The sequence below is a fragment of the Pseudomonas sp. GX19020 genome (assembly GCF_023371075.1).
In the GTDB taxonomy this organism is placed as follows: Bacteria; Pseudomonadota; Alphaproteobacteria; order Rhodobacterales; family Rhodobacteraceae; genus Pseudogemmobacter.
In genome coordinates this window covers 227935-242550 of record NZ_JAMCCR010000005.1, presented here as the reverse complement: position 1 = coordinate 242550, position 14616 = coordinate 227935, and the positions used below count along the sequence as shown (strand labels likewise).

Annotated in this window: 15 protein-coding genes and 1 riboswitch; of the genes, 2 read left to right on the top strand and 13 right to left on the bottom strand. The window is 63.4% G+C overall.

The features are described 5' to 3' along the window. Positions 1-279 precede the first annotated feature (279 nt). Both M3484_RS11500 and nanR read left to right on the top strand, forming a co-directional pair. A complete protein-coding gene (locus M3484_RS11500) occupies positions 280-690 on the top strand; it encodes a DUF983 domain-containing protein (protein WP_249496962.1) in 411 nt (136 codons plus the stop codon). A 527-nt stretch (positions 691-1217) separates the two neighbouring features. Then, positions 1218-1946 carry a transcriptional regulator NanR gene (gene nanR / locus M3484_RS11495; protein WP_249496961.1) on the top strand — a complete coding sequence of 243 codons (729 nt, stop codon included), beginning with the start codon at positions 1218-1220 and terminating at the stop codon, positions 1944-1946. Between the two features lie 11 nt (positions 1947-1957). On the opposite strand, the gene M3484_RS11490 is transcribed toward nanR, so the two are convergent. The 13 genes from M3484_RS11490 to M3484_RS11430 form a co-directional block, all read right to left on the bottom strand. Then, the gene (locus M3484_RS11490; protein ID WP_249496960.1) at positions 1958-2725 is read right to left on the bottom strand and encodes a class I SAM-dependent methyltransferase; all 768 of its coding nucleotides are present in this window, start codon (positions 2723-2725) and stop codon (positions 1958-1960) included. Then, on the bottom strand, positions 2722-3141 hold the full coding sequence (locus M3484_RS11485; protein WP_249496959.1) for a pseudoazurin: 420 nt from the start codon (positions 3139-3141) through the stop codon (positions 2722-2724). The genes M3484_RS11490 and M3484_RS11485 overlap by 4 nt, the downstream gene beginning before the upstream one ends. Further along, on the bottom strand, positions 3138-3911 hold the full coding sequence (locus M3484_RS11480; RefSeq protein ID WP_092902899.1) for an ABC transporter ATP-binding protein: 774 nt from the start codon (positions 3909-3911) through the stop codon (positions 3138-3140). Before M3484_RS11480 ends, M3484_RS11485 begins: the two co-directional genes overlap by 4 nt. Then, positions 3908-4894: a FecCD family ABC transporter permease gene (locus M3484_RS11475; protein ID WP_092903124.1), complete on the bottom strand. Its 987-nt coding sequence runs from the start codon at positions 4892-4894 to the stop codon at positions 3908-3910. Before M3484_RS11475 ends, M3484_RS11480 begins: the two co-directional genes overlap by 4 nt. Before the next feature lie 64 nt (positions 4895-4958). Beyond that, complete coding sequence (locus tag M3484_RS11470) at positions 4959-5951, bottom strand: ABC transporter substrate-binding protein (protein ID WP_249496988.1); 993 nt, start codon at positions 5949-5951, stop codon at positions 4959-4961. Positions 5952-6146: 195 nt separating this feature from the next. Further along, a riboswitch (cobalamin riboswitch) is annotated at positions 6147-6348 on the bottom strand. Positions 6349-6408: 60 nt separating this feature from the next. After that, a complete protein-coding gene (locus tag M3484_RS11465) occupies positions 6409-7437 on the bottom strand; it encodes a trans-3-hydroxy-L-proline dehydratase (RefSeq protein WP_249496958.1) in 1029 nt (342 codons plus the stop codon). An 8-nt stretch (positions 7438-7445) separates the two neighbouring features. Further along, a complete protein-coding gene (gene lhpI / locus M3484_RS11460) occupies positions 7446-9110 on the bottom strand; it encodes a cis-3-hydroxy-L-proline dehydratase (protein ID WP_502942453.1) in 1665 nt (554 codons plus the stop codon). Continuing rightward, entirely contained in the window at positions 9110-10114 is a 1005-nt protein-coding gene (locus M3484_RS11455) for a 4-hydroxyproline epimerase (protein ID WP_092902907.1), read from the bottom strand. The genes lhpI and M3484_RS11455 overlap by 1 nt, the downstream gene beginning before the upstream one ends. 8 nt (positions 10115-10122) lie before the next feature. Further along, on the bottom strand, positions 10123-11364 hold the full coding sequence (locus M3484_RS11450; protein ID WP_249496956.1) for an NAD(P)/FAD-dependent oxidoreductase: 1242 nt from the start codon (positions 11362-11364) through the stop codon (positions 10123-10125). A gap of 12 nt (positions 11365-11376) precedes the next feature. Further along, positions 11377-12099 (bottom strand): amino acid ABC transporter ATP-binding protein, encoded by a 723-nt coding sequence (locus tag M3484_RS11445; protein ID WP_092902911.1) that lies wholly within the window; start codon positions 12097-12099, stop codon positions 11377-11379. Then, on the bottom strand, positions 12092-12745 hold the full coding sequence (locus M3484_RS11440) for an amino acid ABC transporter permease (protein ID WP_092902913.1): 654 nt from the start codon (positions 12743-12745) through the stop codon (positions 12092-12094). Before M3484_RS11440 ends, M3484_RS11445 begins: the two co-directional genes overlap by 8 nt. 12 nt (positions 12746-12757) lie before the next feature. Beyond that, on the bottom strand, positions 12758-13471 hold the full coding sequence (locus tag M3484_RS11435) for an amino acid ABC transporter permease (RefSeq protein WP_092902915.1): 714 nt from the start codon (positions 13469-13471) through the stop codon (positions 12758-12760). An 87-nt stretch (positions 13472-13558) separates the two neighbouring features. Further along, positions 13559-14368, bottom strand: coding sequence for a transporter substrate-binding domain-containing protein (locus M3484_RS11430; protein ID WP_092902917.1), 810 nt, complete (start codon positions 14366-14368; stop codon positions 13559-13561). Positions 14369-14616: the final 248 nt, after the last annotated feature.

Genomic DNA, 14616 nt, shown 5'->3' with positions numbered 1-14616 from the left:
CTGGCGCGCCTGGCGGCGCCTTCCCGGTCTCAGGCGCCCTTCCCCTGCCCCCGCGCCCGCGCGCAGTTCGCTCTTCCATCTCAGGATGGAGAACAGACATCGCGACACTTATCAACGGCTCTCAAAGCGCCGCAGCCCGCACAATCTGGATTAAATATATGGGTCATTCCGTCGCAGACCCATACATTGCGGACATCTTGTCTTTATAGTGAAACTGCCCTACATCATTGGCAACGGGCCAATAGCAGCGCCCGCAGGCTTCCGTGACCCGAGGACAGCATGACCGATACGTCGCATTCCGCCGCAGAGCTTCCTGAACGCCCACTGAAACAGGCGATCCGCCGTGGCCTGATGTGCCGCTGCCCGGCCTGCGGCGAGGGCGCGATTTTCTCGTCATATCTCAAAGTGGTACGGCAATGCCCGGCCTGTGGCGAAGAGCTCTGGCATCAAAGGGCCGACGACGGCCCCGCCTATATCACCATGCTGATCATCTGCCATATCGCCGGGTTCATGATCCATGGTCTGTTCAGCTATACCGACCTGACGCCCGGCATTGTCGGCCTGATCGTGACGCTGACGGTGATTCCCCTGGCGCTGGTGATGCTGCCTTCGACCAAGGGCTTTATGGTGGCCATGCAATGGTCGCGGCGTATGCATGGCTTTGGCGAAAGCAGCGCACCGCAACACTGATGTCAGGCGCCGCGCCGCTGCCGACCTTCCGTTCGATCAACACCATCGGCACCTTGCCCGGATGGACATGGATGCGCCTGACCTGGAACCGGTCGCCAACGACAAGGCTTTCATACCAGCCCCGGGGCCGGAAATCAGCCGGCAGCATTTCGTCCTGACGCGCGCCCTTGGCTTTTAACGCCGCCACGGCCTTTTCACATCCAGTGACTGGTCGGCGCCCGCCGGTTCCAGACAGTCAGAAGCGGTTTCGGCATGGCCGGGGTGATGCCCATATCCCGCGCAGCGCAGAGCGGTCGGGCTCGTTAGCCCGCCTGCCGCCAGCGCTGCTGCGATGGGCGAATGCCATTTCGCTGTTCTCAGTTCCGGCACGCGTCGCGAAACCGCTTCTGACATGCATCGGGCAGCAGGTTTTGTCACCCGTTTTGCGCGGCCTGACCAGGCTGTGCTTTCCCTGCCGCCCGGGTCATTATATCATCATGCCACTGCGTCGGAACATCCGGCCGCCAAATCGCAATGTAAGGGCCGAGATGAAGCCAGAACCGCGGTCTTCCGATCTGTCTCTCGCGCCGGTCGCACGGCGCAAGCTGTCGGATTCGGTGGTCGAGCAACTGCGCGCCATGATCGCCTCGGGTCAGTTGCGCCCCGGCGACGCCCTGCCCTCCGAGCGTGACATGATGGCGCGGATGGGTGTCGGCCGCCCCGCCGTGCGCGAGGCTTTGCAGCAGCTGCACACCCAGGGGCTGATCACGATCTCCCATGGCGAACGCAGCCGCGTCAATCCGCTGAACCCGGATCTGGCACTGCATCAGATCAATGATATCGCGAGCCTTCTGATCGCGGCAGAGCCGGGCAATCTCGGGCATCTGCGCGATGCGCGAAAACTGTTCGAGACCGGGCTGGTCCGGATGACCGCCACAAAGGCGACGCCTGCAGATGTGGAACGCCTGCGCGGGCTGGTCGGCCTGCAGCGTGCGGCACTTGGCGATACGGCGGCTTTCATGCGCGCCGATATCGATTTTCACACGGCGCTGGCGGCGATCCTTGGCAATCCGGTAATCACCGCGCTGTCCCATGCCATGCTGGGCTGGCTCTTCAAACATCACGACACGCTTCTGCACTGGTCGGGGCATGAGACGGTGACGCTTGCGGAACATGAGGCGATCACCGATGCGATCGCGGCCCAGAACCCCGATCTCGCGGCGGAGCGGATGCAAAAGCATCTCGACCGGTCGGAACGGCTTTACCCCCAGGGCTGACCCTGCCGCTCTCAGCCGGGCTTTTGCGCCGTCAGGATAAAGCGGTCGTAAACCCGGGTTCTGAGCCGGTTGCGCAGCCCGTTGACCCGCCGTTGCGCCCGGGCAATCGGCTCATGCGAATGGCGCATGATGGCGGTGAACCCCGCCTTTTCCAGCAGTGGCACCAGCATTTCAAAGCGCAGGCCGCTGCCGAAAGGCAGCCCCGCCATGATCGCGGCATGGCGCGCGCCCATCGCGCCGTCATAAAACGGATCGGGCGAGATCCGGTCCCAGAGCGCCAGCAACCGCGCCGGCCAGTGGCCCGAACGCGCGGGCTTTGCCCAGTCACCATCATAGACCAGAAGCCGCCCGCCGGGTTTCAGCACCCGAAACCAGTCAGCAAAACCCTCTTCCGGCCGGGTCAGCGTCCAGACCAGGTGTCGGCACAGGATCGCATCCTGACTGGCATCGGGCTCCATCGTAACCTGCGCATCGGCCAGCACAAAGCGCAGCCGCGGCTTGCCCGCATGTTTCGCGCGCGCAACCGCGAGCATCGCCTCGGAAAAATCCAGCGCCGTGACCTCATGGCCCAGATCATGGATCAGCCGCGTCACCTCGCCGGTGCCGCAGGCCAGTTCCATAACCCGCGCCGGCGCGGGCGGCAGGTGATCGCGCATCGGCTGCGCCCAGGCGGCGGCCTCGGCCCCTGGCGCTATCGCATGGCCGAAGGCCTGGTCAAATGTCTCGGAACGGCGCGACCAGTAGTCACGGATGTCTTCGGCGAGATCGTGATTGATCACTCCGCAATCCCGGACAGGATCAGGTCAAACCGTTCACGCGCCCGTGTGGGCAGGGTCTCGGGCAATACGGTTTCCGCCACATCGCCGACATGGATCAGCATCACCATCCCCATCGCCACATGCGGCGAACATTTGATCCCGTAAGCGCCCGGCACATCGAAGGTGACGGTGAAATCCTCATTGATCTTCGATCTGAACGGCGTGGCGCCTTCGGGGATCATATCATCAATGGTCGCGGCATTATGGCTCGGCTGGGTCGGGATAAAGCGCACGGAATCGCCCGGGGCGATTTTCAGATAGGATGGCTCATAGATCATCGGGCCGTTTTCCGACCGGTTATACATCTCCACCTCATGCGTTTCGGCCAGCGCGGGCGTGGCGATCATCAGAAAAAGGGCGGCAAGAGCGGATTTCATGGCTGATCCTCAAGGCAGTGGAAACGGAATTGCGTGACACCGTCGGTCGGGTCGGTCAGCGTCCTGGCACCGACGCGGAAAATGCGGGCAAGGCGGTCGGCGCTGAGCACTTCGCGCGGCGGGCCAAGGGCGGCAAGCCTGCCCCCCTCCAGCACCGCCAGCCGGTCGCAGCCTAGCGCCTGGTTCAGATCATGCAGCGCGATCACCACCGTCACCGGCAGGTCGGAGACCAGCCGCAACAGGGAAAGCTGATGATGGATATCAAGATGATTGGTCGGCTCGTCCAGCAGCATGACCTGCGGGCGCTGCGCGAGAGCCCGGGCGATATGGACACGCTGACGCTCGCCGCCCGAAAGCGTGGTCCAGGACCGCGCCGCCATTTCAGCCATGCCGACGCGCGCCAGCGCCTCGGCACAGATCGCAGCATCCTGCGCTCCAAAAGGCGCCAGCGGCGAGAGCCAGGGCGTGCGGCCCAGCTCCACCGCGTCACGCACGCTCAGCGCCTCGGTCGTCTGGGCCTGCTGTTCGACAAAGGCGATGCGCCGCGCGATATCGCGCCGGTTCATGCGCGACAGGGCCGTGCCGTCCAGGCTGACCGTGCCGCGCGGCCGCGCCGCGATCCCGGCGAAGAGCTTGAGCAGCGTCGATTTCCCGGATCCGTTCGGCCCGATCAGCCCGAGCGTCTCGCCACTGGCAACCTCAAGCGTGATGCCCTCGACGATGTTGCGCCCGCGCGCGGCCCAGCCAAGTTCATGCGCCGCGATCTTCATCCGCGCACCCTCCCCCGGATCAGGATCAGCGCAAAGCCGGGCGCGCCGACCAGCGCCGTGACCACACCAATCGGCACCACCTGGCCCGGGATCAGCATGCGCGAGACCACGTCGGCCGCGATCAGGAACACGGCCCCGGTCAGGGCCGCCGCCGGGATCAGCCGCCCGTGACGCGGTCCCACAAGGAACCGCGCCGCATGGGGGATCACCAGACCGACAAAACCGATGGAGCCAACAAGGCTGACCATCGTCGCGGTCATCAGGGTCACCGCACCGATCAGCACGATCTGCACGCGGCGCACCGCGATCCCCAGCGATGAGGCGGCGTCCGAGCCAAAGGAAAACGCATCCAGCGCACGCGCATGCCAGAGACAGGCGAGGAACCCGGCAACCGCGACCGGCAGAGCCAGTGTGACATCGGGCCAGCGCACGCCGGAAAGATTGCCCAAAAGCCAGAACATGATGCCGCGCGCCTGTTCGGCATTGGCGGATTTCGCGATGAAGAAAGAGGTCAGCGCGTTGAAAAGCTGCGATCCGGCAATGCCCGCAAGCACCATCTGTGCAGGGCCGCCGCCCGCCGCGCGGGCCAGGGCCGCAACAAGCCCAAAGGCCAGAGCCGCCCCCAGAAAGGCACCCCCCGAGATCCCGATGGCACCGGCACCGACGCCCATGATCGTCACCGCCACCGCCCCGGTCGAGGCCCCTGCCGAGACGCCCAGCAGATAAGGATCGGCCAGCGCGTTTCTGACCAGCGCCTGCAACACCACACCTGCCAGCGCCAGCCCCGCGCCGCATCCGGCGGCAACCAGCGTCCTTGGCACGCGGTAGGCCCAGATGATGCCCTGATCAATCGGATCGACCGGCAGCCCCGCCGCCCAGAGATTATTCGCCAATGCCGCCCAGACCGTCGACCAGGGCAGCGGCGTCTCGCCAAGGATCACGCCCGTCAGAATGGCGAGCGCAAGAACAGCCACCCCCGCCATGGCGCGCAGAGCGACATGGGCGGCAAGCGCAACAGGGGTGGCCGGTCGTTTCATTTCCGGCGGATCATTTCAGATCAAAGGCCGGCAGCGCCGCCGCCAGCTCTTCCAGCGCCGCGATATTGCGGATCGACGGGTCCATTGCATGGGCGTCGATGATCACGATGCGGCCATTCTTCACGGCCTCCATCTGGCTTACCACCGGATCGGATTTCAGGAATTCCAGTTTCTTTTCATGATCATCCGCTTCGAACCGGCGGCGGTCCATACGGGCGATCACGATCACATCGGGATTGGCCCGCGCGATGGTTTCCCAGGACACAACCGGCCATTCCTCGGGGCTTTCGACCACGTTCTTCAGCCCCAGAGACGACATCATCCAGGCCGGGGCCCCACCGTTTCCGGCAACATAGGGGTCGATATCCATTTCGGCCGACGAGAACCAGAACACCGCCGAGGCCTCTTTCAGATCAAGCGCCTTCGCCGCCGCGACCGCCGCTGCCTCGCGCGCTTTCAGGTCCGCGACCACCTCTGCGCCCTTGTCGGTGATGTTGAAAATCGTCCCCAGCTCTTCGATGCCGAGATAGATCCCCTCCATCGTATAGGGCTCCAGCCGCGTGCCGTCCGAGCCTGCTGTATTGTCCTTCCCGATGCAGTCGGACGGCAGGACATAGGCCGGAATGCCGAGATCGGCGAATTGCTCGCGCGTTGCCACGATGCCTTGCGGGCCGACATGCCATTCATATTGCACGGTCACGATACCCGGGCGTTTGGCGACGACGCTTTCGAATGAAGGGTCATTATCGGCCAGCCGCTCGATGCCGTCGTTCAGATCTTTGAACTCCGGCAGGACTTCGGTGAACCAGACCGAAGTGCCCGCGACCTTGTCGCCAAGCCCCAGCGTGTAAAGGATCTCGGTCGTCGCCTGACCAACGGTCACAGCACTTTCCGGCGCCTTGTCAAAGCTCAGCTCAAGCCCGCAATTCTGCAGCTTGAGCGGATAGCCGGTCTCGGCCAGAGCAGGCATGCCAAAGCAGAGCGCGGCCAGTGAGGCGGCCATTGAGAAACGGGTATTGGGAAAATATCGCATCCGGGATCTCCGAGTGGAATGGGGGATGGAGCGGATGGAGAGCGTGAAAACCGCGACGCACAAAGCTGGCCCGGCGCGACTGGCGCAGGCTGGCGGCACGGGATGCGGTGGCGCATCTGCGGGTCAAAATCATATCTCGCCTCCCCGGACGCCCCGTCCGGGTCAAGTTGGTTACAGGAGTCGGCAGGTCTCCTGACTGGCGGGTCACAGGGTCTGCGCAGCCTTCCCATGGGCTCTCCCACAGTGGCTTTGTCGCGCGGATCCTCGCCGCCTACAGTTGCGGGGGCAGTTCCGGTTCATCCCCCCAGGCGGGGGGATAACGGATTCCCTTTCAATTCCTTGCGGAAACCGACATTGCCTGATTATGGGCAAACCCTGCACGTTTCAATGACAAAGCGCCCCAGAGGCTCGTGCCCGGGCTATGGGATCAGCGCGCACCCCAGGTGTCGGAAAGCCGGTAGCCGCCGGGCCAGGGATCGGTCGGGTCCAGCATATGCTGATGGATGCCGGTAACCCAGCCGCGCCCCGAGATTTCCGGCCGGATCGCCGGCGTCCCCGCCAGATCGGAGGTGCCAAGGATGCGGCCCTGAAATTCCGACCCGATCAGCGAGACAGTGGTCAGACGGTCGGCCTCAGACATCTGGCCGCGCGCATGCAGCACCGCCATCCGCGCGGAAAGCGCGGTCCCGGTCGGCGAGCGGTCAACCTTGCCGGGCCGGATCGCCACGGCAGCACCGGCGCGGAGTTCATTCCCCTGCCGCGTCACCTCGCCCGCGAAGAGGCAGAAGGAATAATGCGTCCAGTCCGGATTGGTCGGGTGGCGGAAGCCCAGCTGCTCGGTGCCGGCCTCCGAGATCCTTACCCCGAGCCTCGCGATATCATGCGCCTCGTCGGGCGTCAGGCTGAAACCTAGCGCTTTGGGATCGACAAAAACGAAACTGTCGCCGCCCCAGGCGGTATCGACCGTCAATGTGCCAAGGCCCTCGACCTCAAGCTTCGCATCCAGCCGTTCCGCGAAAGAGGGCAGGTTTTCGACAAAGATCCGCTCCGCCTTGCCATTGCGGCATTCGGCGCGGACATGGACGAGGCCGCCCGGCGCCTCCAGCACCATGCGCGTTTCCGGCTCGACCATCGGGATGATGCCGCCATCAAGCAGCACGGTCGAAACGCAGATCGAATTGGAGCCGGACATCGGCGGCGTGTCCTCGGGCTCCATGATGATAAAGGCGGCATCGGCGCGCGGGTCTTTTGGCGGCACAAGCAGGTTCACATGGCGGAAGACGCCGCCGCGCGGCTCGTTCAGCACGAAATTCCTGAGCGTCTCATCTTCGGCGATCCAGCGCGACTGGGCCCAGATCGTGTCACCCGGCGGCGGGCGGACCCCGCCCACGATGACATCGCCCACCTCACCCTCGGCATGGGCGGAAATCACATGGATGGTCTTGATCGAGCGCATGGGGAACCTCAGGAAAGCCAGGAGGGAAGGGTTTTGGCGGCATGGCCGGTAAGGGCGGCAGCGGCACAGGTTCTCAGACTGTCAAACCGGATCTGCCGGCCCGAAAGTCCCGGCCCATAATGGGCGTACTTGCCGGAATTGGTCATCAGCGTGCGGGTCGCGAGCGGGAAGACCGGCTCGGAGATCGAGCACCAGCAGAGGTCAGGAAGCACCTGCACACCGGCGGCTTCGAGGGTCGCGAGCGTGCCCTCGCCCTGCAGATCGGCAATAATACTGCGCCCGGCAGTGATGATGGTCGGCACCTGCACCCGCCCACCGTTCAGCGCGCTTGCGAAGGCGCGGCATTCCTCGCGCGAGGCATGTGGGCTGCCGATGGCGACAAGGTCGATCTCTTCGCCGCCCTGGTTCAGCTCCTCCCAGGCGCGGGTGAAATCAGTGCGGCTGATCCGGGCCGCGTCGGCATCGGGTGCGACAAGATGCGCTTCGGGCGTGACCCCTTCGACATGCAGCATCGGCGCGGCCGAGGTGGTGCCAAAGGCCGCGCACAGCGCCTGTAACTGCTCGCGCGATGCCGCGCCCACACCTCTGAGCAGGGGGATCCGGTCTGGCGAGGCGCGGCCCGCAAGCCAGCCCAGCAAAGGCCAGAAGAGATCATCCGCGCCAGAGATCGCCGCCACGTCGATGACGCGCTGCGCCGCCCGGTTCTCGTCCAGACAGACGCCGGCCAGCGGCGCGCGCCCGGTCATCGCAATGAAAAGGTCGAGGAAATCCGGGTGTTTCGCCGTACGCGCCCCCAGCACGGAATTGGCAAAGATCACCGCATTGCTTTCCGACCAGCCAATGGCTTCGCCTTCGGCCGGAGCGCTTTCCAGCAGATAGGGTGCGCAGGTGAAGCTTGGCCGACAGCCCATCGCCACATAGGCATCGGCCAGCCGCTGCGCCGGGGTGCCGAACAGATCCGGCACCCCCTGGGCACGCCAGTTCTCGCGGTCGACCGAAATCGCATTCATCGTCGTTGGCACCCGCACCCGTGCCCCCAAATCCGCCATCTTTGCTGCGAAAGTCAGATTGGCCGGGCTCGCATAGATGCAGCCATCGATATGGCCCTGGGTCACATCGATCAGCCGGGTCGCGCCCTGATTTGCCGCCATCGCAACAAGGATGCGCATCGCCTGCGACACGGCCTCGCCTTCCGCGCCCGAAAGCATGGCCAGATCTGCCGCCGTCAGGGCCAGCGCCGATCCCGCGGCAGAGGCGACCGGCAGGGTCATTCCCGGGGCCTCGATGGCCCCGGGAATGACGGCCACCTCCTCCAGATGCGAGACTATGTCGAAGGCCGCGCGCTCCAGCCGCAGGACAGGCAGCGCCACGCCGAACATCTCGGCCGCAATCATCGCGCCCAGCGTCACCACATCTTCCGGCTCGCGAAACACCAGTGCCGCGGGCGCAAGCCCGTTCAGCGCCATATCCAGAAGCACCCCTGACCCGGTGCAGGAGCCCCGTGTCCCCGGCATCACCAGCACCCGCCCGGCAAGCGTCTCGCCATGCAGCGGGTGATGCGCATCGATCACCTTTGAGGTCGCGGGATCGACCCCGCCCCAGAAGCTCAGCGGCTCATCGGATGCCAGAACGCGACCCTTCGCCGTGCCCTCAAGAATGAACCGCGAGCCCATCATTTCACCACAAACCCATGGGCATAGGGATCACGCTCATCAATGAAGATCGTGTTGATCCCGGTCTGCCGCGCCCAGCCGCCAATCGACGGGATGATCGCCGATTTTCCCGGTACCGCGTCAGAGGTCGCCTCGACCCGACCCTTGAAGATCGAGCCGATGATGCTCTCATGCCAGAATTCATCGCCGACGCTCAGGCGGCCCTTTGCCGCCAGCTGCGCCATCCGGGCCGACGTCCCGGTGCCACAGGGCGAGCGGTCAATCGCCTTGTCGCCATAGAATACGGCATTGCGGGCATGTGCGCCCTCGACCGTCGGCACCCCGGTCCAGAGGATATGCGACAGCCCGCTGATCCGCGCGTCGCCGGGATGCACGAATTCATATTTCGCGTTCAGCGCAGCGCGCAGCTTCGGCGAGAAGCCGATCAGCTCTCCGGCGGTGAAATCGGCCATATCGCGGAAATTCTTCTGCGGCTCGACAATGGCGTAGAAATTGCCGCCATAGGCCACATCGACCACGATCTCGCCCAGTCCCTCGACCTCTGCCGTCAGACCCTCGGCATAAAGGAAGCCCGGCACATTGGTCAGCCGCACCTCTTCAACGAAACGGCCCTCCTGGCGGTAAGAGATATCAACCTTGCCCGCCGGCGCATCGATCGACAGCTGACCAGGCGAGCGCGGCTGGATCAACCCGTTCTCGATCCCCATGGTGATCGTGCCGATCGTGCCATGGCCGCACATCGGCAGACAGCCCGAGGTCTCGATAAACAGGACCGCCACATCGCAATCATCACGGGTCGGCGGATAAAGGATCGAGCCCGACATCATGTCATGGCCCCGCGGCTCGAACATCAGGCCGGTGCGGATCCAGTCGAATTCGCGCAGAAAATGCGCGCGCTTCTCAAGCATGTCCTTGCCGATCAGACGCGGGCCGCCGCCCGAGACCAGACGCACCGGATTGCCACAGGTATGACCATCCAGGCAGGAGAAAGTATGAACACTCATCATGAGCCTCAGAAGCGTTGGGGAGAGAAGGCAGATATGTCGAGGGCGGGTGCGTTTCCAGTCACAAGGTCGGCAACCAGCCGGGCGGTGCCGGCCGATTGCGTCAGCCCGAGATGGCCATGACCGAATGCGTGAATAACGCGGGCAGAATTCTTCGAGCGACCAATCGCCGGCAGGCTGTCCGGCAGGGACGGGCGAAAGCCCATCCATTGCACGCCGCCCTCGGGCTTCAGCCCGGGCAGGAAGGCCTGGGCTTTTTTAAGCATCGCCTCTGATCGTCTGAAATTCGGCGGCCGGTGCAACCCGCCCAGTTCCACCGCACCGCCGACACGAATGCCAGTGGAAAGGCGCGAGACCACGAAACCATGACCGCCAAAGGTCACCTGGGTCTTCAGATCGAACGCCCCGCGCGGCAGGGTGGTGTTATAGCCGCGCTCGGTTTCCAGCGGGATATGGTCGCCCACCGAACGCGCGATCAGATGCGAATGCGCCCCCGCCGCCAGCACGACATGCCCGGCATGGCGTATCTTCCCGTGCGAAAGCACTTCGGCGCCTTCAGTCAGAGGCCTGATCCCGGTGACCTCGTCGCGCTCCAGCACACCGCCATTGGCGCGAAACCGGTCGGCCAGCGCCAGGGTGTAAAGCTTCGGATCCGAGATGGAATACCAGCCCGGCGTAAAGGTGCCATGGGTGAAACGGGGCGCGAGACCGGGCTGAACTGCCGCCATCTCGCCCGCATCCATATGGCGGAATTCGATCCCGTGTTCTTCGCGCGCGCGCCAGCCGGGCAGGCTCGCATCAAGCTCGGACCGGCTTTCATAGACCTGAAGATTGCCCTTCTTCTCCAGCATCGACAGCGTGCCGGAAAGGGTCAGAAACGGCTCAAGCTCGGCCTTTGACAGATCCATCAGCGCGGTCTGTGCGACCGTCGACTGTTTCACCCGCGCGGGCGAACAGGCACGCCAGAACCGGAACATCCAGGGCGCGATCTTCAACGCATAAGACGGCGGCACCGACAAAGGCCCCAAAGGGTCGAGCAGCCATTTCGGCGCCTTCTTCAGGATCCCGGGGCTTGCCAGCGGCAGAATATCGGTAAAGGCGAAAGCCCCGGCATTCCCCGCCGATGCCCCCGCCGCCGGACCTTCGCGGTCAATGACCGTGACGCGCAGGCCCCGCGCCTGAATGGCCAGCGCCGCGGAAAGACCCACGACGCCCGCCCCGATGACAATCACATCGGTCTCGTTCTGCATTTTACGTCTGCCTTAATGAGTGGCGGCGAGGAACTTCTGCAACTCGGTGGTTTTGGGCGCCCCGAACAGCTCTTCGGGCGGCGCGATCTCGGCCATGATCCCCTGATGGAAGAAGGCCACGCGGTCGGAAACCTCGCGCGCAAATTTCATCTCATGGGTGACACAGATCATCGTCATACCCTCGGAAGCCAGCATCCGCAGCGTGTCGAGCACCTCGCCCACCAGCATCGGATCCAGCGCCGAAGTGACCTCATCGAACAGCATATAGGACGGCCCCATCGCCAGCGCCCGGGCAATCGCCATACGCTGCTGCTGCCCGCCCGAAAGCCGCGCCGGATAGACCGAGAGCTTTTCGCCAAGACCCACATGTTTCAGCTGCTTTTCCGCCTCGGCCTCGGCCTCGGCTTTGGAACGGCCCAGCACCTTGCGCGGCGCCAGCATGACGTTTTCCAGCACGGTCAGATGCGGAAAGGCATTCCATTGCTGGAACACGATGCCGATCTTCTGGCGCAGCTTGTTGAGATTCGTGGATTTTGCGTGAACCTCGACACCGTCCACGAGGATACGCCCGGAATCAATCGGCTCCAGCCCGTTGATACAGGTCAGCAGCGTCGATTTCCCCGACCCCGACCCGCCGATCACGGTCAGAACCTCGCCTTTGGCCACCGTCAGGTCGATGCCCTTGAGCACTTCCAGCGGACCAAAGCTTTTGCGAACTTTTTCAATCTCAATCATTGGACCACCGTTTTTCAAGATAGCTGCCGAAGCGGGCGACGGGGAAGCTGATCACAAAGTAGAACACACCGCAGAGCAGCAGCAGGAAAAGCGGCTCCTGCAGGCGGGTGATCAGATCTTTGGTGCTTTTCATCAGTTCGGACACATTGACCACATAGATCAGCGCCGAGTCTTTCATAACGCCAAGCGAAAGCCCGATCCAGGACGGAAGGGCGACCCGGCTGGCCAGCGGCAGCGCGATATAGCGCATATCCTGCAGCCAGCTCATCCCGAGCGAGCGCCCGGCGCGCCGCGTATTCGGCGGCACCGACTCCAGTGCGCCGCGCACGATTTCCGAACAATAGGCGGCTGTATAAAGCGACAGAACCCCGCAGGCGACCGAGAAGCCCGAGACCCGCAGTTTCAGCACCGCCGTGACAAAGGCGAAGGCCAGCGAGAGCTGGATCAGAAGCGGCACCGAACGGCACACATCCAGCACGAAGGTCACCGGAATGGCCCACCAGGGCCCGACCTGAAAGCGGAAGATGCCGCAGATCACCCCGACCACGGTCCCGATCGCGACCGAGATGGCGGTGACAAGCAGTGTCATCCCGGCGCCCTGGACCAGCATCCAGAAGTCTTTGGCGGTCATTGCTGTTTCAAACATGTCCCGCTCCCCTCAATATCTGAACAGCCGGGCTGCAATCAGCCGGGCGGAGAGCGTGACGATCTTGGTCATCACATAGAAAATTACCGCAGCAATGGCGAACATCTCGAAGGTGCGGAAATTGATCTTCACCAGGTTGTCGGTGACGCCAAAGAGATCCGAATTCATCGAGATCACCGCGCCCAGCGAGGTCATCAGGATGGCCCAGACAAACTGGTTCGTCATCGGCAGGAAAGAAATCCTGAGCATCTGCGGCATCACCACATAGCCAAAGGCCTGCGGCGCGCTCATGCCCAGCGACCGCGCCGAACGGGTCTGGGTGTCCGGGATCGCCTTCAGCGCGCCACGGAAATTCTCATGCAGGTAGCCGGCATTGTTGAACGTGATCCCGGCGAGCAGCGCAATATAGGGCGAGAGCCGCAGATCGACGGCAAAGCCCAGCTGCGGCTGAGTCCAGCCCGTGATCGCGATGCCAAGCCCCGCAAGGCCGAAAAAGGCCATATAGATCTGGAAAAGTGCAGGCGTATTGCGCGCCACTTCGACCCAGGTGGTCGTGATGCCGCGCAGCACCCGGTTGCCCGAGAGCCGGAAGGCGGTGAGAAGAATTGCAAAGAGGATCCCGAGGATCATCGAAAGCACCGCGACTTCCAGAGTCACCAGCGCCCCTTGCAACATATCAGGCAGCGATTGGAACGCCTGATTCCAGCGAAAGCTGTAATTGAACATATCCGCCTCCCAGTTTCTGAACGGGATCTTTGAACGGAGAAGCGGCGCGGAGGGTTTTCCCTCCGCGCCGCCGCATCAGCGGATAGATCAGCGATAGACGCCGTTGATCGTCAGATTGGCGGGCTCACCCTCGCCAACCCATTTCTTGTAAAGCTCGGCGTAACGGCCGGTGCGGACCTGCTGGTTGATAAAGAGGTTCATGTAGTTGATCAGGCCATATTCTTCGCGCAGCGTGACCAGCGCGACATAGTCCGGCACCATCGGCGCCTTGTCGACGACCTTGATGTCACCGAAATTGCCCGAAGCGACGTTGGCATTGGCGACTTCCATCGTGCCGACCGTCGCATCCAGCTGGCCCTGGCTCAGCGCAAGGAAGACGTCAGCCTGGTTCTGGAACGGACGGAACTCGCCCTCGCCCCATGCCTTGACCTGACCTTCCAGCCAGATCGCCTCATAGGTGCCGGCGGTGGCGCCGACGACTTTGCCCTTCATATCTTCCCAGGATGCCATTTCCAGACCCGGGCGGGCCACAACGGCATTCTCGAAAGCGTAATAGGGAACCGAGACGCCAACGGTCTTGGCGCGCTCCAGCGTGTCCGAGGTCGAGGCAACGGCCACATCAACGCGGCCCGACATCAGAGCCGGGATACGCTCGGGGAAGGTGGTTTCGACAACCTCGGCGGTGACGCCAAGCGCGGCGGCAAGGTCATTACAGTAATCGACGTCAAAACCGATCGGATTATTGTCAGCATCTTTCGACCCCATCGGCGGGAAGTCGAGGACAACTGCGCAGCGAAGCGTGCCCGATGCGATGATGTCGTCAAGCTTGTCGGCCATGGCCGGGCCGGCGAAAGCAGTGGCCGCCGTAAGGCCAAAGGCGAGGACTTTGGATTTCATGCAGGCTCTCCCTGAGTTGTTCTTGCTGTTGATTCACGTCGTGACACTATCATGTGTCATTGGTCTCGACGCAAATCAAAAATACAATTAGTATACAAGAGACCTGTCAGAGCAGGGATTGGAAGGCGATCCGGCTGCATTTTGGGCCGATTCAGGCATTATTCCCGAAAACCAATGCGCCTGACCGGGCTTTTGACATGAAACAAGGGCCAGGGGGAGCCGGAATGCCTGCCCGCGGGGATGGCGAT